Source organism: Hellea balneolensis DSM 19091 (genome assembly GCF_000428525.1).
GTDB classification, from domain to species: Bacteria; Pseudomonadota; Alphaproteobacteria; order Caulobacterales; family Maricaulaceae; genus Hellea; species Hellea balneolensis.
In genome coordinates this window covers 1,153,516-1,170,862 of sequence record NZ_AUAC01000002.1, presented here as the reverse complement: position 1 = coordinate 1,170,862, position 17,347 = coordinate 1,153,516, and the positions used below count along the sequence as shown (strand labels likewise).

Sequence of the window (17,347 nt, the reverse complement as noted above, 5' to 3'; positions counted from 1 at the left end):
TTTATTGAGCTAACTGTCATTTTCTTTGGAACAGTTTGTTCTTGTAATGCGTTACATATATAGTTGTCGAAGAATTGGGGAAAAATGCAATCTTTACAGAGACGTATGCCGCCGGAGGCCCGCCGTAAGCAGCTGATTTCTGCCGCTATGAGGTGTTACGGGGAACTAGGTGTCGAGCGCGCGGGGCATGGTGACATCGCCAAGTTGGCAGGGGTTTCAACGGCAACGGTGTTTAACTATTTCGGAACGCGTGAAGCCCTGACGGAAACAGTCTTTCAATCTATTTACGATACATTTGCAGATGTTTTTCCTGTAGATACTTACTCTAAATCATATCCCAAAGACCCGCTTAAAGATCTGGCATCAACCTATATAGATTTTGTCGAAGACCACCCAGATATCTTAAAAGTTGTTTTAAATTGGTCCTCCTCTTTCGGGCAAAGCGTAAGGCCGCAATATTTAAAATTTCAAGATTGGATATTGTCTGGCGTTCAAAAAAGCCTTCATGCGGCGGAAAATGACCTTTCAGAATCGCGGATTATCTTGGCCGCGGCCTATAGCTATGCGCGCATGAAGCTCGACAATACGCCCGAAGATGTCCTTCAACGTTTCGTCGTGAGAACAATAAAAGCCATGAGTTAGGCTTTCCAGATTGCTGTGCGTGCGGGAGCTAAGATGTGGTCGCCATGGATGAAGTCAACGCTTTTTGCAAAGCGCGAGAGATCAATATCATTGGCGCCGTAATTGAACGCAAAGACGGCAGAGTCTGTGCGGCGTAATCTTAGGTCTTTGGGAAGCCAAAACGTCTCGATATTTTGTTGGTTTAAAACCTGCCGTAACAATGCGCGTAACCACTTTGGCTCGGGCCAAGTGGCTAAATAATCATAATCTTCTGTTTCAACAAAAGCAGGCAATCCGTCTTCAAAACGGGCTTTAACATTTTCAGACTCATCAATGAAATCACGCCAAATTTTACTGCGGTAGAATTGCTCATCCATCTCTATTTCCAATAGCGAACCCTCTCTTAGGGACTCTGAACGCCTGTGATGAATGGCGGATAATGGGCTTTGCTCAGGGATTTGATAATCCGCTGTTTTTGTTCCGCTGCGGGGGCCGAAGAATAATTTTGTCCCGGCTTGTTTTGCGCGGCTTAGCAGGGTGATTGGCATCACGGGAAGGCTGGGCGCGATGGCCAAATTATAGCCTGTCAGCTCTTGATGGGGACTAATAATATCAACAGACAGCCCCATGCGGCGAAGCGTTGTATAAAACTCAAAACAGATTTTTTCATAATGCCAACCCGTACCTTGGGGCTGAATGTCAAACATCCATTTGGCTTCATAATCAAATATGAGCGCGACTTCGGCGCGGTGGGGTTTAAGCTCACCGAGCTTTTCCAAAACCTCATGCGCGGCTTTGGCCTCGACTCCACCTTGGGCGAGATGATTATTGGAATCATAAAGACCCGCATGGTTTTGTTCCTGTGCGAAAGGAGCCTGCCGCCAGCGAAAATAAGAACAATATTCTGCGCCATGCGCCGCTGCTTCCAAGGCCCACAACCCGACCATGCCGTCTCGCGGGGCAGGGTTATTAGGCGCCCAATTCACAGGACCAGGTTGTTGTTCCATCACGCCCCAACGGCCCTTGGAACAGGCGCGGTAAAGATCGTGGTGAAAGGCGGCAAAGTCGGGATGACCGCTGCGCATCCATCGGAGTTTTTGCGCGTCCGTCCACCATTCTTGGTCCATGAAACCTAGGGGGTAACTATCCCATGTCGTGATATCTAAATCCGCGCCCAGTTTGTAATGATCGAAAGCTGTGAAATGTCCCATGACATTATGTGTAATATCAGCTTTGGTGTGTTCGCGGATAATATCAGTCTGTTCTTTGTTAAAGCTGATGACTTGGTCAGAGCTGAAGCGTTGAAAGTCGAGACGATGCGCAGGATTGGCTTCAGTGACCGTGCGGTCGGTGAATTGGATTTGGCCAAAATCTTGATACTCTTGCGACCAAAACACAGTGCCCCAAGCGGCATTTAAAACGCCTATAGTTTTATATTTCGCCTCCAGCCATTTTTGAAACGCTTTTTCAGCCCAAGGCGAATAGCTCTCAACTGTGTCGTGGCAGCCATACTCATTATCGGTCTGCCAAGATGTAATGGCGGGATTGGCCACATAGCGTTTTAAAACGGCCTCAGTAATACGGCGGCTCTCTGCGCGGTAGGTCTGTGACGAAAAACAGTAATGGCGGCGTGAGCCAAAGCGTCGGGGTTGCCCGTCTGCAGTATAAGCGAGCATGTCAGGAGTTTCATCTACTAACCATTTGGGCGGCGTGGCGGTTGGTGTGGACATAGTAATTTGAAGCCCTGCGGAGGCTAGGACATCTATGGCTTTATCAAGCCAATCCCACTTAAAATTATCGCGCGATGGCTCTATGCGCGACCACGCAAATTCGCCGATACGCACATGGGTGATACCCATCTCGACCATGCGCGCCGCATCGCCTTCCCACATCTCTTGGGGCCAATGTTCGGGATAATAGCAAGTACCTAATTTCATATCGCGCTTTTCAAAGCGATGGGCCTCTGCGTCAATCTTTTTGTTTGAGTAGGCGGCATTTTCGGGCATAGCGCTAGGATGAAATATCTTGCTCTAATACCGTTATTATTTGCCGTGTCTGCCTGGGGGCAGGACGCTGGGGATGAATGGATTATCGGCTCGGCAGATATACGTTTAAATGAAGTTTTCGTTGAAGGTATTTATGATAGCCAAAAGGACGAGCAAGACATAGCGGGTGCCATTGACATTGTTGATCGTGAGTCTTTGGAGACCATCTCGCTAGTCCATCCTGCTGAAGCTTTAAACCGTGTCGCAGGTCTCAACATTCACCGCGGAAGCGGACAAGAACATCTGACCGCTATTCGTTCCCCTGTTTTGACGGGCGGAGCGGGGGCAGGCTCATTCCTTTATCTCGAAGATGGCGTGCCTTTACGCGCAGCAGGTTTTGCCAATGTAAATGGATTATTTGAAGCAGGGACAGAGTTTGCAAATAAGCTAGAAATTTTCAAAGGCCCAGGGCCAGCCTTTTATGGCTCCAATGCTGTCCATGGTCTCATCAATGTGCAATCGGCTGATGTGAATAGCGTAAACCGTGTGAAGGTGATGGGAAGCAATGACGGCCTCTTATCTGCTCAAGCCGCAATGACTCAGAGCAATATTAGAGCCTCTCTGTCTCTCGTCTCCGATAATGGTTTCCGCGAGGATAGCGGCTTTGATCAACAAAAATTTCAGCTCAAATATCAAAATGACTTCGGGCCTTGGTCTGTGGAGTGGCTCTCCTCTTTGAACAACCTTAATCAAGAGACTGCTGGCTTTATCCAAGGCGATGACGCTTTCCGTGATGATAACATTCGTTTCACCAACCCCAATCCCGAAGCTTTCCGAGATGGTAAAAGTTATCGCACCCAAGTCCGGTTTGAGCGGGATTTGGACGATGGGAAAACACTCGCGCTAACGCCCTATGCTCGCCGCGCGGAATTACGCTTCCTACGCCACTTTGTACCCGGGCAAGCGCTCGAGAAAAATGGGCATAGCTCTGTCGGTCTGCAAAGTGCCTATTATGATGACAGCTTCAATATCGGTGCAGACGCAGAATATACCAAGGGCTTCCTTTACGAGTTTCAGGAGAACCCAAGCCGCTTTTCTTTCGTCCAAGGTCTGCATTATGATTATGAGGTTGAGAGTTTTGTCGGGGCAATCTATGCGCAGAAAGATATTCGTCTCGCTGATAATGTGATCCTCGATATTGGCGCTCGCGCGGAATATACGGATTATAATTACGACAACAACGCCAGTGATGGCCGCTCGGGCCGCTTCATTCGTGTCGCTGATCGTAGCGATGATTTCCTGACAATCACGCCCAAAGCCTCTTTGCGATATTATTTGGATAACGGAAATATGATCTATGCCCGCGCCGCCAGAGGGTCCCGCGCTCCGCAAGTCACGGACTTATATTCGGTGCAATTAACTCAAGTCGCGGGTGAAGCCGATGTCGAAACTCTGGACAGTCTGGAAGCGGGTTTTAAGGGAGGCTTCAGAAATTTCGATGTTGAGCTTGCAGCCTTCACCATGTGGAAAGACAATTTCTTTTTCCGCAATGCCAATGGCTTTAATGTCGTCAATGGCAAGACGCGCCATAACGGGGTTGAGCTAAGTTTTACGGGAGATATCACCGATTGGCTCTCCGTCTCGGGCGATGGTACGCTCGCTAAGCACACATATAATTTCACGGAAACAGTGGGCTCAGCCGCGAATAATATTACGGCGGGGGATCGGGTGGATACAGCGCCGGATACACTGGCTCACATACGGGCAACCGCGCGCCCAATAGATAAGCTTGAAGCAGAAATCGAATGGCGCCATGTCGGGAGCTATTTCACCAATCCTGGCAATACAGAGAAATATCCAGGGCATGATATCTTCGTGCTCAGAGGCCGCTATGATGTGAGCGACGCCATCACGTTTTTTGGACGCGTCGATAATCTTTTTGACATGCGATACGCGGATCGCGCGGATTTCGCCTTTGGGAATGAGCGTTATTTTCCAGGTCGTCCAAGGACCATGTTTTTCGGCTTGTCGTCAGAGTTTTAAACGCTTATCGACGCGCTATGAATATCCCGGACATAAAACTCGCCCAAGTCGTTGATCGTTTTGAACAGATTGAAGCTCGCATGGGCGCGACAACAGATAGCGATGAAATCGTACAGCTTGGAAAAGACTATGCCGAGTTAAGGCCAGTTGTCGAAGGCGTCCGTGCCTTGCAATCCGTGCGAGGTGAAATGGAAGACCTGCAAGCCATGCTAGACGATCCTGAAATGGGGGCAATGGCGAAAGAGGAACTTCAAACTTTAAAGGATAAGCTACCGGGGCTTGAAAAAGATGTTTCGCTGCTACTCTTGCCCAAGGACAAAGATGATAATGCCTCGGTCGTGCTCGAAATTCGCGCCGGAACTGGCGGCGATGAAGCGGCTATTTTTGCGGGGGATTTATTCTCTATGTATTCCCGCTATGCACAGCTCCAAGGCTGGAAAGTCGAAGTCGAAAGTGACTCGCCCGCTGATATGGGCGGCTTTAAAGAAATTATTGCCTCTGTATCCGGCGCAGGGGTTTACGGTAAGCTAAAATTTGAGATGGGTGTTCACCGCGTGCAGCGGGTGCCTGTCACAGAAACCCAGGGGCGCATTCATACCTCTGCCGCAACAGTTGCCGTTCTGCCGGAACCCGAAGATATCGATATCGGCTTCTCTATGACTGATGTGCGTGTTGATACGATGCGCGCCTCAGGAGCCGGGGGACAGCACGTTAATAAGACCGACTCCGCTGTGCGTATGACACATGTCCCGACTGGGGTCGTGGTTGTCTGTGACGCTAAATCCCAGCATATGAACCGCGCCAATGCTGAGCGCCTTTTAAAGATGAAGCTCTATGATATTGAAAAACAGCGGGTGGACTCCGAGCGCGCAGATGAGCGTAAAGATCAAGTCGGCTCCGGTGACCGTTCGGCGCGTATTCGGACCTATAATTATCCGCAGGGCCGGCTCACGGATCACCGCATAAACCTCACGCTTTATAAGCTCGATAAAATCGTAGCCGGCGATGAACTTGGCGATGTGATTGACGCCCTTATCAGCGAGGACCAAGCCAACCGCCTCGCGGCAATGGAAGCCGAAGCTTAGGATATGGACTATGTAAAGATTGCGCTTTGCTGGCTTCTCGCGCTTTTTTTCTTCTTTGCTGGCATTATGCATTTTGTTGAGGTTGATAGCTTTGTAGCTATTGTACCGCCGCTCTTACCGTTTCCACGCTTAATTGTCTGGGTGACCGGCATTATGGAAATGGCTTTTGCACTTGGCCTTGTCTTGCCAAAATATCGTAAATTGGCCGGGTTCTGGCTCGCGCCATTTCTTCTCGCTGTCCTGCCAGCTAATATTTATATGGCGATGTATAATATTCCGATGAGCGATAGTGTTGCCAGCTTAACAGCGCTTTGGATAAGAGTGGCGCTGCAATTTCCACTGATTGCTTTAATATTATGGGCCAGCGGTAATTTCAGACAGTCGAAGGTCAAGACCTGAATATATCGTTTTTCAATAAGAAATTGACATCAATCACGCTCTTTGTTATCGAAAAACAATAAGGAGACAATTATGCAAAAACATATTTTATTGAACGCTTTGAAAGCTGCGAGTGCCATCGCAATTCTTTTGGCGTCGACATCAATCGTATCGGCGCATGAGGTTGATGACAAAGACCGTATTGAAGAAACCCATGATATTATCGGCTTTGATAAGATCCGCATCACTGGCGTTTACGAATTAGAGGTTCAGGTTGGAGAAGACTTTTCGGTTTTCACTTCAGGTAAACATAAAGATGTCGAAGGCATGAAAGTTTACCGCAAAGGCAAAACGCTTGTTCTGGCGCAGGATGAAGATAGACAGGATAAGAGTATCAACCTGAATGGCCGAAAGAATAAAAATAATAGCGGCATTCGCGCTGTTATTTCGCTTCCGTCTTTGGAAGGTGTCGATATTACGGGAATCGGCTCAGGTGAGATTAAGGGCATTGATAGTAAAGATTTCGATATTGAAGTAGCCGGTATAAGCGATATGGAACTATCAGGGTCATGCGGACAGCTTGATGTTGATATGGCGGGACTCGGTGAATTGCGCGCCGAAGACCTTGAATGCGAAAATGTCGATGTGGATTTGGCAGGTATGGGCGAAATTTCGGTTTATGCCTCAGAGTCCGTGAGCGCTGACGCGGCAGGTATGGGAAGTATTGAGGTTTACGGTAATCCTAAAGACATTGAGAAAAGTAAGAGCTTTATGGCTTCCGTCAAAATCAAATAATGTTATGAGCCCTTATGGCTACAGATAAAAAACCTCTTAATAAAGCATCCTTAATAACGGCCGCCCTTGTGGCGGCTTTACCTTTCATTGCAGACCTTATTGTTTTCGGCACGACTGGCCGCGCGGATCGCATATTTGATGCGCCAGGCCTGCTTCTATTTAACGCCGGATTTGCAGCCGCGCCTTTCATATTGATTGGCTTGGTTATGGTCGCTCGAAAGTCCGTTACTCGCGCCTTATGGGTAGGGGCGGCCCTAAGCGCCTTTATTTGGCTGGCTTATGCCTTATCGGGTCGTCATTATCATCTGTCAGCCGAGGGCGGAAATGCCAATATCGCCATATTTATGGTTCTGATGATCTGGCCATTCCTCGTTACAATCATAATGGGAATTATCGGAAAATATGAACCCGATAAGATATCTAATTAAGGCTTAGTGCCAATATGTTGTGGATGAAGGGTGAGCTTATCCACAATATGCGTTGGCGGCTCTTGCGGCTATAACGTCAGTCTGTCTTAAGATTTCCAAAAAAGTGGGTTGGGAGACTATGATGGGACTTCAAGGTATAGCTACGACAAATGGCGCGAGCGTTATTTTTATAGAGCAAACTTGCGACAATGATCAGCTATTGGTCAGTCTCAGTAAAAATGGGACAGAGTGGCTATCGCCCGTCGGTTGGACAGATCAACAAAAAGTAACTCTGCTTGATTGCCGCCCAAATGGAAAAACAACTGAAATCGATATCCCTGCAGAATTTGCCGCAACAATTTCATCAGGCGATGTTTTGGTACTACGGTGTTCTGAACTGGACTTTGAAAAAGAAATTATTTGGGAAGCGTCAGAAATTGAAACGCGTCTTGCGAGTGAAACAGCCAAAGTTTCGGCAAGTTCAAAGGGCGGATTGTTGTCCCGATTTAAAAGTCCTAAAATAGACATTGCTGAAGAAACACGTACTGAAGCTGAAGTCAGAGCTGAAGAGGCGGAGCGCGCGGCTCAGAACTTCAAAGCAAAAATGGAAGCGGCTACCGCCGCCAAAGAAGACGCACAGCGCAAAGCTTTAGAGGCCGCCCGCGAAGCGGAAGCCGCGTTAAAAATGGAAGCAGACCGCATCGCCGAGATGGAACGTGCAGCAAAAGCTTTTGAAGAAGCCGAACGTTTAAAACAGGACGAACTGCGCCGCGTAGAAGAAGAGCGCCGCGCCGAAGAAGCGCGGTTGGCCGAAGAAGCCCGCCGTATCGAAGAGGCCCGCAAACGCGAAATCGCTGCCAAAAAAGAAGCCGAACGTAAAGCTGCACTTGAGCGTTACGAAGCGGCCTTGGATATTACGCGCAATGAAGAATTGCGTTTGAAAGACCGGCTTAAAGACCTGGAAAAGCAAGCCGCGTCAGGCGCTGAAAATCTTGCGGTTCAGACCGAAGATTTAGACGTTCGCCGTGCCAATGCAGACGTCATTGAAGGTAAGCTTGTTAAGCGTTTTGATAGCTATGAAAAAAGCGCCACTAAGCTTGATAAGCTGACGGCTGATTTATCAGCTTTGCAAGCCGAATCTGAAGTTCTGAGTGATAACCGTAAAACCGTGTCAGAGCGCCTCTCAGTCGCTGATAGGGCCTATCATGAGGCCCAAAAAGAAGCTGAGGCGGCTATGGCTTTCGCGCAAAAATGCCGTGAAGAGCTGGATGAGGTGCGCCAAGAGGAGGAAGCCCTTTCAGGCAAACTGTCAGCTATGTCTGAAGGTCTGTCTAAGAACAGTCACCTTGTAGCTGAGGCGTCCGAGAAATCCTATAAGCTAAAATCAAATTATGATCTGTCACAAACGGAGCTTGACCAAGCTAAAATCGAAATAGAGGCGCTTGAGCAGGCTCTGGTGGTTCAAGCCGAAAAAGATCATGCACTTCGCCTTGAAATTGAAGCCACGCAGCAGGCTGTCGAAGACAGTCAAGCCCGAGAAGCGGCGCACAGAAGCGCCATTGACCACTTGGAAGCCGGGGGAATGCCTGATGACATTGCGGAGCTCGATCTTAAAGCCAAGCCATTCGCAACATCCAAGATGCCAAATATAACAGATACCGATGTGTCTCATAAAGCGATTGTGAGCTCAGGGCGTAAAAGTAAGAGGTTTGGACGCGGGCGAAGAAGCCGTTTTTCTCGAGAAAAAGACGCTGAAATCAGTGTTGATGTCGAAGAGGTTGTGCTTAGCAAAGTTGAAGAGAAATCGGATGCCGTTTTATTAGCCGGCATTGATGAAAGCCCAAGCTTTATACGTCGTCATGGTTCAAGTTTTATGGCTCTAGGCGCTATTATTGGCGGCATCGCAATTTTGGGCGGTGGGCTCGCCTTAACTAAATCATCTCCGGCCAAATTGCAGGTGAAATCAAGCGCATCCACACCCACGAAAGTGGCAAGCGCTGTGACGCAAGTTGAAAAGCCCGTTACCAAAGAGCTTCCAGCGGTAGAAATAGCTCAAGACACTCCAGCAACAAAGCCTGAGGCGGCACCCATTGAGACACCTCCGAAGGTTGGGGTTGAAGCTAGCTCAAATAAACCTGTTCTGGAGGAGATATCTGCTGAAGCTGCAATACCGGAAATTTCAGCTGAGACCGATTTATCCGTTGAAAAACTTGCAAGTGTTGTGGATCCGGTTGGATTTGCCTTTGAACTGCCTGATATGCGGCCTCAAGAGACGGTAAAAGCAAAGGTCGAAACACCTGCATCAAAAGTAGTCCCTAAAAAACTGGCAGTTAAGACCAACAGCACTGAGAACCTGACTCCGACGAAAACGGCCACGCGGAAGGCGGTTAAATTGGCACCGCCAAGGGCCGCCTCTGTTAATTATCCTGAACTGACAGCAGATGTTCAAATGCGTCTTTCTGATTTAGGCTTTTACAGCGGTCCATTTGACGGGCTTCAAAATGGACAGACTCAAGAAGCCATCAAAGAGTTCAAATCGCTTTTTGGTATGGCAGATACAAGTTCCAAGATCACAGGTTCGCTTTTGACAGAGCTAAAAAAGGTCAAACGTGAGCAGGATATAGCCCAGAAAGAAGCGGAAGCCCAAGCTCAAGCATTGTTAAATGTTCAGTCCGTAACCCGGGTGGCGGAAATGGTTCCCGCTCTTGAGTTTTATGATACGCAGACTGCGGTTCCTGCGCAGCCTATCATTACAGACACGCTGCCAGCGAGTGAGCCTTTACCGTCATACATCGTCACAGAGCCAAGCCCTGTAAAGGTTGCGAGTGTTCCCGCAGTTAAAGTCGCCGCGCCGACACCGGTTATGAAGGATGTCATTATTGAAGCTAAAATGACCCGAAATGCGAGTGCAGTTTACCCAAGTAAAGCATCACGACGTGATTATTATGCCAATGTCGCGATTGTGGTGGGTTATGATGTCGGAACTGATGGACGGGTGACGAATGTGAACATTCTTTCAAATGATCATAGCGGGCTTCATAATGAAGCGTTTGAAAAGGAAGCTTTACGGGCGATAGAGAAAATGCGTTATGAGCCCAAAACTGTAAATGGCGAAGCCGTCATTTCAAGAGCGCGGCAAAAGCGCATTGTTTTTCGCGGAGAATAAGCCGTATAAACGCATATGACATCAACGTTAGAGATCGCTCTTTTCCCTTGCCTATCAGATAATTATGGATTGCTGATCCATGACCCTGAGAGCGGCGAAACAGCTGCCATTGATACGCCAGAAGCCGCCAAAATAGAGGCGGCTTGTGCTGAGCGAGGCTGGACACTTACGCAAATCTGGAACACGCATCATCACCCTGATCACGTGGGCGGAAATTTGTCACTTAAACAAGCGCATGGCCTCTCAATAACCGGTCCCGACCAAATAGAAGGCCGTATTCCTGGATTGGATAAAGGCGTGTCGGGCGGCGATGTTTTTTCCTTTGGCGCTCATGAGGTTCAAGTTATTTTCACGCCTGGCCATACGGTCGATCACATTATTTATTATGTTCCCGCCGCTAGCGCAGCTTTTGTCGGTGATACAATATTCGCGCTTGGCTGTGGCCGTCTCTTTGAAGGGAGTCCTGAAGATATGTTCGGCTCCATGGCCGCCATTGCTGAGCTGCCAGATGAGACAAAACTCTATTGCGCCCATGAATATACGCTCTCAAATGCACGCTTTGCAGTAACTGTAGAGCCTGATAATCAAGCTTTGCTTGATTATGTGAAATACGCCAAGGAGCTGCGAGAGCAAGGCAAGCCCACAGTTCCCACTTGCGTTGCAGCAGAAAAAGCGGCTAATCCGTTCATGCGGGCGGCTTCGGCGAAGCGCCTCGGTGAAATCCGGGCGGCTAAGGATAATTTTTAGCGTTGAGTGTGCAATTGACCGCCCTCGAACCCGTTGAGCACAAGACCATCGGATTACTACTGCTAGGGGGCATACATCATATTCTCCATCTAATTCCGATCGCGGCGGAGCTTGAAAAAAATCAGCAGTTTTCTGTCATAATATTTGTTACCTCCGCCGAAGAATATGATGTCTGTGATAAAGTGCTACAGGCTTTGGGCTCCACGCGAACACGGATTGAGCTTTTAAAAATTGGATCTATTGCAAAACGGATTTCACCCAAGCTTGGTATTCTTTTTCGGCATCTAAAGATATGGAAAAATTTAGACGCCCTTATTGTGGCGGAACGCACCTCCACAATGTTGAGGCATGTGTCAAAACGTTTGCCGACATTCATTCATATTCCGCATGGGGCCGGTGATCGGGCCAAAAGTTATGATAAACGTATAAGGCATTTTGATCATGTATTGGTGGCAGGGGTCAAAGATAAGCGCCGCATGATTGAACGGGGTCTGGCGCAAGAGGATAATTGCCATGTGACAGGCTACATCAAGCCTCATGCTGTAAAGCGAATGTTTCCGGCGGCGCCTAAAATTTTCGACAATAATCAAAGAACCGTCTTGTATAATCCGCATTTTGATGAGGCCTTATCTTCTTGGACTAAATTCGGGCGTGAATTGCTAAGTGCCTTTGCAGAACATGGGGATATGAATTTTATTTTTGCGCCGCATATTCGCTTATTCAAAACAAAGAGCATGGCCGAGCGGAAGGAGATTGAGGCTTTTTCTAAATTTGAAAATATACATATCGACCTAGGAAGCGAGCGCTCTACAGATATGAGCTATACGCGTGCTGCCAATATCTACATTGGAGATGTGAGCAGCCAGGTCTATGAATTTTTATCTGAGCCTAAGCCCTGCATATTTCTCGACGAAGCAAGAACAGATTGGCAGAATAATCCTGATTATGCGCATTGGGGCTATGGGCCTGTTTGCAATACTGTGGAGGACATCATGGTGGCGCTCGATAAAGTTGAAGCAACATTATCAGATTATGCAAAAGCTCAAATCGATGGATGCTTGGCTGCTAAAGGGGAGCCAGACTGGGATCCAATTAAAAGAGCAGCTGACGCCGTCACTGCTATCATAACTACAGCTTAGCTGCGCTTTATTTATACAAACGACCTCAGACATCCATTGGAGGGAGTTGGGTATCTGAGGCCTTGCGGTTGGTCTGTTACATAACCCCGCTAAGGCTGCGGGGTTATGTTCCATGTTTTGCCTTTCGGCAAAACAAGCTAGGCTGCATTCTCAAACTGGTTCATGGTGTTGTGTTCACCGCCTGCTTTGAGGGCGCGTTCGCCGCCTGTCATTTCTTTGAAATCATCGCCGAGATTTGAGCCGACCTCATGTTGATGTTTGACAGCAGAGACGTTGGTGCGAATTTCTTCACGCTGAATATTTTTGACATAAGCGAGCATTTTCTGGTCACCGAAATAGCCTTCTGACAAGTCATTCATAACCTTAGCCGTGCCGTGGAAGGTGGGCAGGGTGATAAGGTTATGGAAGACACCGGCTTCGCGCGCGATATCCGTCTGGAAGGCTTGAAGGCGTGCATCGGCTTCAAGTCCGAGCGCATCTTCGTCATAAGCGGCGGACATCAACTGCGTATTATCAGGATAATCTCCGGCTTTAACCTTTCCGCTTTCAATCCAATCTTCCCGCACTTGCTTTCGCAGATTCAGCGTCCAGTTAAAGCTTGGGCTATTATTGTAGGTGAGCTTGGCATGCGGTGCTTTTTCGCGAATGCGGGCGACCATAGACGCGATTTGCGCCACATTCGGCGTAGCTGTTTCAATCCAGAGAAGATCAGCTCCGCCATCATTCAGGCTTGAAATGCAATCCTCCACAACGCGGTCCTCGCCCGTATTGTCTTTGAATTTATACAAGCCATTGGGCAAACGGACGGGTTTGCGAAGTTCGTCGTCAATATACAGCGCAACATCGCCTTCGGTCAGAGGGTTCATATCCGTAACAGCCTCAGTCTCGAGCCATTTTGTGTATTCATAGGCGGCATCACCGACTTCATTAGACACAGGAATTTTCTGTGTCAGGCCAGCGCCAAGGCTGTCGGTCCGCGCAACAATAACGCCGTCATCTACGCCAAGCTCTTCAAAGGCCATGCGGCAAGCCCTTAGTTTTTCGACAAAGTCCTCGCGCGGAACTGTGACTTTGCCGTCTTGGTGACCGCATTGTTTCGCGTCAGAGACCTGGTTTTCAATTTGCAGACAACACGCGCCCGCTTTGATCATTTCCTTGGCCAACAGGTAAGTTGCGTGGACGTTACCAAAGCCCGCATCAATGTCTGCGATAATCGGGCGGACATAGGTTTCATGGGCGTCAATTTTCGCGATGATGGCGTCTTTTTCGGCTTGTGTGCCTGCTGCCTTTAGCTCCGCAAAGAGATCATTAAGCTCGACTTCATCGGCTTGGCGCAAAGATGTGTAAATCTCTTGAATAAGGTCCACCACAGATGTTTTCTCATGCATAGATTGATCAGGCAGATGGCCAAAACGGTTACGCAAACCTGCAACCATCCAACCGGAGAGATAAACATACGAACCATCTAACGTACCTTTTTGCCGCTTAATCGCGCGCATCATTTGCATAGCGTGGAAGCCGGACCAACAGCCAAGGGACTGTGTGAATTTGCTCGTATCATTATCATAACGCGCCATATCTTTGCGCATTTCAGTTGCCATAGCTTTGGCGATGTCCAGATGAGTTTCAAAAGTATTTTGTGTTTTGAGCTGAGCCAAATCCTCTAGCGTGATTCCAGCAGGGGCTCCATTAGGGTAGCGCTGCTGTAAAGTTTCAAGTGTTTGCGAGTATGTCATTAGTTAGTCTCCAATATGTCGTAAGCAGGAATTGTGAGGAAGTCGGGGAGCACTTGGGCTGTAGCCGTTTCCGTAAAAATTTGCGCAGCTTCGGGGAAGCGGCCTTCAGCAAAAGCGTCAGGACCATATTCTGAGGTCAAAGCTTTTAATTCCTCAGTGAAGAGCCGTTCATAGAGACGCTGCGTGAGTGTTTCCGTAAAGCCGCCTTCCATCTGAACAGTCGCGCCATGGGCGAGCCATTGCCAGATTTGCGAGCGGGAAATTTCCGCCGTTGCTGCATCTTCCATCAGGTTATGGATAGGCACAGCGCCGCGTCCACAAAGCCAAGCCGCGATATAGCGAATGCCGACTTCGATATTTGTGCGAACGCCGGCTTCTGTGACTGTGCCGCTATGCGGCGCGAGCATATCTTCATCGGTTATGCGCGGGGATTGGCGCTTCTTATGAATCTGGTGCTTGGACGGCATTTCCGCGTCAAAGACTTCCATTGCTGCAGGAACCAAAGCCGGGTGCGCCACCCATGTGCCGTCATGACCTAATCTGGCCTCACGCAATTTATCATTGCGTACCTTTTCAAAGGCGGCCGCATTAGCCGCTTCATCGCCTTTGACAGGGATCTGAGCGGCCATGCCGCCCATCGCATGGGCCCGGCGTTTATGACAGACCTCGACCAAGCGGGACGCATAGGCTGAGAGGAAATCACGGTCCATGCCGACTTGAGCGCGATCAGGCAGCAGGAATTGTTTATGATTGCGCAGAGTTTTAATATAGCTGAAAATATAATCCCAACGTCCACAATTCAGCCCTGTAATGTGATTCCGCAGAACATAAAGAATTTCCTCCATCTGGAAAGCTGCAGGAAGCGTTTCAATCAGAACAGTGGATTTGATGGTTCCGTTAGGAATATCGAGTACCGCTTGAGAGAAGTTAAAAACGTCATTCCATAGACGGGCTTCCTGATAGGCTTCAATTTTTGGCAGATAGTAAAACGGACCGCGCTCATCCGCGGCAAGTAACTTACCATTATGGAAAATATGCAGACCAAAATCGACGAGACTGGCGCTCATGGGCTGTCCGTCCACTGTGATGTTCTTTTCTTCAAGATGCCAACCGCGGGGACGCACGAGCATAGTCGCGGTCTCCGCGCCGAGCGCATAAGACTTCTTCTGAGTCTCAAGCGCTAGCTCTCCCCGAGCATAGTCACGCATATTGATCTGTCCTTCGATCATATTTGCGAATGTGGGGCTACTGGCATCTTCAAAGTCACACATGAACATTTTCGCACCAGAGTTTAGCGCGTTGATCATCATTTTACGGTCAACGGGGCCCGTAATTTCTACGCGGCGATCCTGCAAAGCAGCGGGGCAGGGTGCAACTTCCCAGACAGAGTTGCGCACATGTTGTGTTTCAAGCGGCTGTGTGGGCAATTCGCCATCATCAAAACGCTCTTGCTGTAATTTACGGTTTTCGAGCAGGATGCGGCGTTGCGGTCCGAAACGGCGTTCAAGCTCCGCAAGAAACAGTAAAGCATCAGGCGTGAGAACCTCGTCATACCGTTCCGCGGTCTTGCCCGTCACCTTGGCAAGGACGCGGTGGCGCGGGATGGGTTGATTCATATTTTCAGCGGGTGCGTTCATAGCGACCTCCTAACTTAAGTTTGTGGTCACACGATATTTACAAATACCAATATAAGTCTATAAGTAATTGTAAATTATAGGTATTTCTGTAATATTTGTGAAGTAATATGTGTTGTGTTTGTAAATGTTGTAAAATATGAGTGAATTCTATGGCCGCTAAAGACGAAAAACTACTGATCGGGCCGCGAATTACGCGCTTTCGTAAAACGCTGGGCCTGACTCAAGCGCGTATGGCGGAAGACTTAGGGATTTCAACCTCTTACTTGAACCTGATGGAACGAAACCAGCGCGCCTTGTCGGCTAAAGTCCTTCTGAAAATGGCGGAAATTTATGATTTTGATATTGCGGATTTCACAGGAGCAGGTGACGCGCATTTAGTGGCTGAGGTCTTTGATGCGATGCGTGATCCTCTCTTTAAAGGAGAGACATTGTCCAAGAATGAAGCCGAAGACCTTGTCAATGTCAGCCCAAATGCGGCACGGGCGCTGTTAAAACTTTACGGCAAGCACCGTGATATGGCGCTGAGAGCCAGCGAAAACGCACCGGATCGTGATCGGGTGGAATTATTGGAGCAGTCCTCACAGGCCGTCGAATCGGTACGTCGTTTCATACATTCTCAAAAGAATTATTTTCCGGCGCTAGATGTCGCCGCCGAAACCCTCGCCAAAGAAATCGGATATAGTAAGCCTCTTATTGCCGCCGCCCTCACAGACCGCTTGAAAGATAAGCACGGCATTACAGTGCGTGTTGTGCCTGTGGAAATCATGCCGCAAATGCTTCGTTATTTTGACCGTCATTCAAAACGCATCAATCTGTCAGAGCTCCTTCCACAATCGGGACGCCGCTTTCAACTCGCCTTTCAAATTGGTATGCTTGAGCACCGGGCTTTGATTGATGAAATAGTGGCCTCGGCTAATCTGTCGGGCCGCGAAGCTGAAGGGTTATGCCGGACCAATCTTGCCAATTATTTTGCCGCCGCAGTTCTGATGCCTTATGGGCGTTTCCTGAAAGAGGCCGAAGGCAGTAAATATGATATTGATTTGCTCTGCCATCGTTTCGGGACAAGTTTCGAGCAAACGGCGCATCGCCTGACCACCCTGCAAAAACCCGACGCGCGAGGTATTCCCTTTTTCTTTGTCCGGATAGATGTGGCGGGGAATGTGTCCAAACGGTTTAGCGCCGGACGTTTTCATTTCAGTCAATTTGGTGGAGCATGCCCGCTTTGGAATATTCATGAGTGTTTTCAAACGCCGGGCAAGACAGTTACGCAGATGATACAGCTCCCCGATGAGACGACATATTTTTCCATCGCAAAAATGGTCAGCCGTAGTGACGGGACCTATAATGCGCCCGCGCAAAAGCTGGCTATCGGGCTAGGCTGTGATATCGCTTATGCGCCGCGCCTCGTTTACGCGCAGCAATATAATCTTCAGACACCGAAGCCTACTCCGATTGGAATTAATTGTTATCTCTGCGAACGCCCCCATTGCCGACAACGCGCCCACGCCCCGCTCAATAAAACCCTAAGCTTTGATGAGCGTAGAAGAGGCGTGAGCCTCTATAGTTTTGATGAGGGGTAAGGGCGAGCATTCTCAGAGTGGTGTTGGT

Annotated in this window: 13 protein-coding genes; 10 read left to right on the top strand and 3 right to left on the bottom strand. The window is 48.7% G+C overall.

Annotated elements, in window-relative coordinates; translation table 11 throughout:
- The first annotated feature begins 84 nt into the window (after positions 1 to 84).
- Positions 85 to 642 carry a TetR/AcrR family transcriptional regulator gene (locus tag F569_RS18805; protein WP_084168810.1) on the top strand — a complete coding sequence of 186 codons (558 nt, stop codon included), beginning with the start codon at positions 85 to 87 and terminating at the stop codon, positions 640 to 642.
- Here the strand turns inward: F569_RS18805 and F569_RS0105685 are convergent.
- Positions 639 to 2,558 carry a beta-galactosidase gene (locus F569_RS0105685; RefSeq protein WP_026941417.1) on the bottom strand — a complete coding sequence of 640 codons (1,920 nt, stop codon included), beginning with the start codon at positions 2,556 to 2,558 and terminating at the stop codon, positions 639 to 641. The genes F569_RS18805 and F569_RS0105685 overlap by 4 nt on opposite strands.
- Before the next feature lie 78 nt (positions 2,559 to 2,636).
- On the opposite strand from F569_RS0105685, the gene F569_RS0105680 reads away from it, so the two are divergent.
- The 8 genes from F569_RS0105680 to F569_RS0105645 all read left to right on the top strand — a co-directional run bounded on the left by F569_RS0105680 (position 2,637) and on the right by F569_RS0105645 (position 12,366).
- On the top strand, positions 2,637 to 4,649 hold the full coding sequence (locus F569_RS0105680; protein ID WP_026941416.1) for a TonB-dependent receptor: 2,013 nt from the start codon (positions 2,637 to 2,639) through the stop codon (positions 4,647 to 4,649).
- Positions 4,650 to 4,666: 17 nt separating this feature from the next.
- A complete protein-coding gene (gene prfA / locus F569_RS0105675; protein ID WP_026941415.1) occupies positions 4,667 to 5,734 on the top strand; it encodes a peptide chain release factor 1 in 1,068 nt (355 codons plus the stop codon).
- A 3-nt stretch (positions 5,735 to 5,737) separates the two neighbouring features.
- Entirely contained in the window at positions 5,738 to 6,133 is a 396-nt protein-coding gene (locus F569_RS0105670) for a DoxX family protein (RefSeq protein WP_026941414.1), read from the top strand.
- A 72-nt stretch (positions 6,134 to 6,205) separates the two neighbouring features.
- Complete coding sequence (locus F569_RS18800; RefSeq protein ID WP_026941413.1) at positions 6,206 to 6,907, top strand: head GIN domain-containing protein; 702 nt, start codon at positions 6,206 to 6,208, stop codon at positions 6,905 to 6,907.
- A 14-nt stretch (positions 6,908 to 6,921) separates the two neighbouring features.
- Complete coding sequence (locus F569_RS0105660) at positions 6,922 to 7,335, top strand: hypothetical protein (protein ID WP_026941412.1); 414 nt, start codon at positions 6,922 to 6,924, stop codon at positions 7,333 to 7,335.
- 118 nt (positions 7,336 to 7,453) lie between these two features.
- Positions 7,454 to 10,480, top strand: a complete 3,027-nt coding sequence (locus F569_RS0105655) for a TonB family protein (protein WP_026941411.1) — start codon at positions 7,454 to 7,456, stop codon at positions 10,478 to 10,480.
- Positions 10,481 to 10,495: 15 nt separating this feature from the next.
- Entirely contained in the window at positions 10,496 to 11,227 is a 732-nt protein-coding gene (gene gloB / locus F569_RS0105650; RefSeq protein ID WP_026941410.1) for a hydroxyacylglutathione hydrolase, read from the top strand.
- Positions 11,228 to 11,235: 8 nt separating this feature from the next.
- Entirely contained in the window at positions 11,236 to 12,366 is a 1,131-nt protein-coding gene (locus F569_RS0105645) for a CDP-glycerol glycerophosphotransferase family protein (RefSeq protein WP_051279371.1), read from the top strand.
- Positions 12,367 to 12,503: 137 nt separating this feature from the next.
- Here F569_RS0105645 and F569_RS0105640 read toward each other — a convergent pair whose 3' ends face one another.
- Both F569_RS0105640 and aceB read right to left on the bottom strand, forming a co-directional pair.
- Positions 12,504 to 14,102 carry an isocitrate lyase gene (locus F569_RS0105640; RefSeq protein WP_026941408.1) on the bottom strand — a complete coding sequence of 533 codons (1,599 nt, stop codon included), beginning with the start codon at positions 14,100 to 14,102 and terminating at the stop codon, positions 12,504 to 12,506.
- Complete coding sequence (gene aceB, locus F569_RS0105635; protein ID WP_051279370.1) at positions 14,102 to 15,739, bottom strand: malate synthase A; 1,638 nt, start codon at positions 15,737 to 15,739, stop codon at positions 14,102 to 14,104. The genes F569_RS0105640 and aceB overlap by 1 nt, the downstream gene beginning before the upstream one ends.
- A 149-nt stretch (positions 15,740 to 15,888) precedes the next feature.
- Here aceB and F569_RS0105630 point away from each other — a divergent pair, with 149 nt between their 5' ends.
- On the top strand, positions 15,889 to 17,319 hold the full coding sequence (locus tag F569_RS0105630) for a helix-turn-helix domain-containing protein (RefSeq protein ID WP_026941406.1): 1,431 nt from the start codon (positions 15,889 to 15,891) through the stop codon (positions 17,317 to 17,319).
- Positions 17,320 to 17,347: the final 28 nt, after the last annotated feature.

Bases quoted from the DNA above. Each gene is read 5' to 3' on its own strand.
- F569_RS0105685 (WP_026941417.1), bottom strand. From the start codon at position 2,558: ATGAAATTAGGTACTTGCTATTATCCCGAACATTGGCCCCAAGAGATG.
- aceB (WP_051279370.1), bottom strand. From the start codon at position 15,739: ATGAACGCACCCGCTGAAAATATGAATCAACCCATCCCGCGCCACCGC.
- F569_RS0105640 (WP_026941408.1), bottom strand. From the start codon at position 14,102: ATGACATACTCGCAAACACTTGAAACTTTACAGCAGCGCTACCCTAAT.
- F569_RS0105655 (WP_026941411.1), top strand. From the start codon at position 7,454: ATGATGGGACTTCAAGGTATAGCTACGACAAATGGCGCGAGCGTTATT.
- F569_RS18805 (WP_084168810.1), top strand. From the start codon at position 85: ATGCAATCTTTACAGAGACGTATGCCGCCGGAGGCCCGCCGTAAGCAG.
- gloB (WP_026941410.1), top strand. From the start codon at position 10,496: ATGACATCAACGTTAGAGATCGCTCTTTTCCCTTGCCTATCAGATAAT.
- F569_RS18800 (WP_026941413.1), top strand. From the start codon at position 6,206: ATGCAAAAACATATTTTATTGAACGCTTTGAAAGCTGCGAGTGCCATC.
- F569_RS0105670 (WP_026941414.1), top strand. From the start codon at position 5,738: ATGGACTATGTAAAGATTGCGCTTTGCTGGCTTCTCGCGCTTTTTTTC.
- prfA (WP_026941415.1), top strand. From the start codon at position 4,667: ATGAATATCCCGGACATAAAACTCGCCCAAGTCGTTGATCGTTTTGAA.
- F569_RS0105680 (WP_026941416.1), top strand. From the start codon at position 2,637: ATGAAATATCTTGCTCTAATACCGTTATTATTTGCCGTGTCTGCCTGG.
- F569_RS0105630 (WP_026941406.1), top strand. From the start codon at position 15,889: ATGGCCGCTAAAGACGAAAAACTACTGATCGGGCCGCGAATTACGCGC.
- F569_RS0105660 (WP_026941412.1), top strand. From the start codon at position 6,922: ATGGCTACAGATAAAAAACCTCTTAATAAAGCATCCTTAATAACGGCC.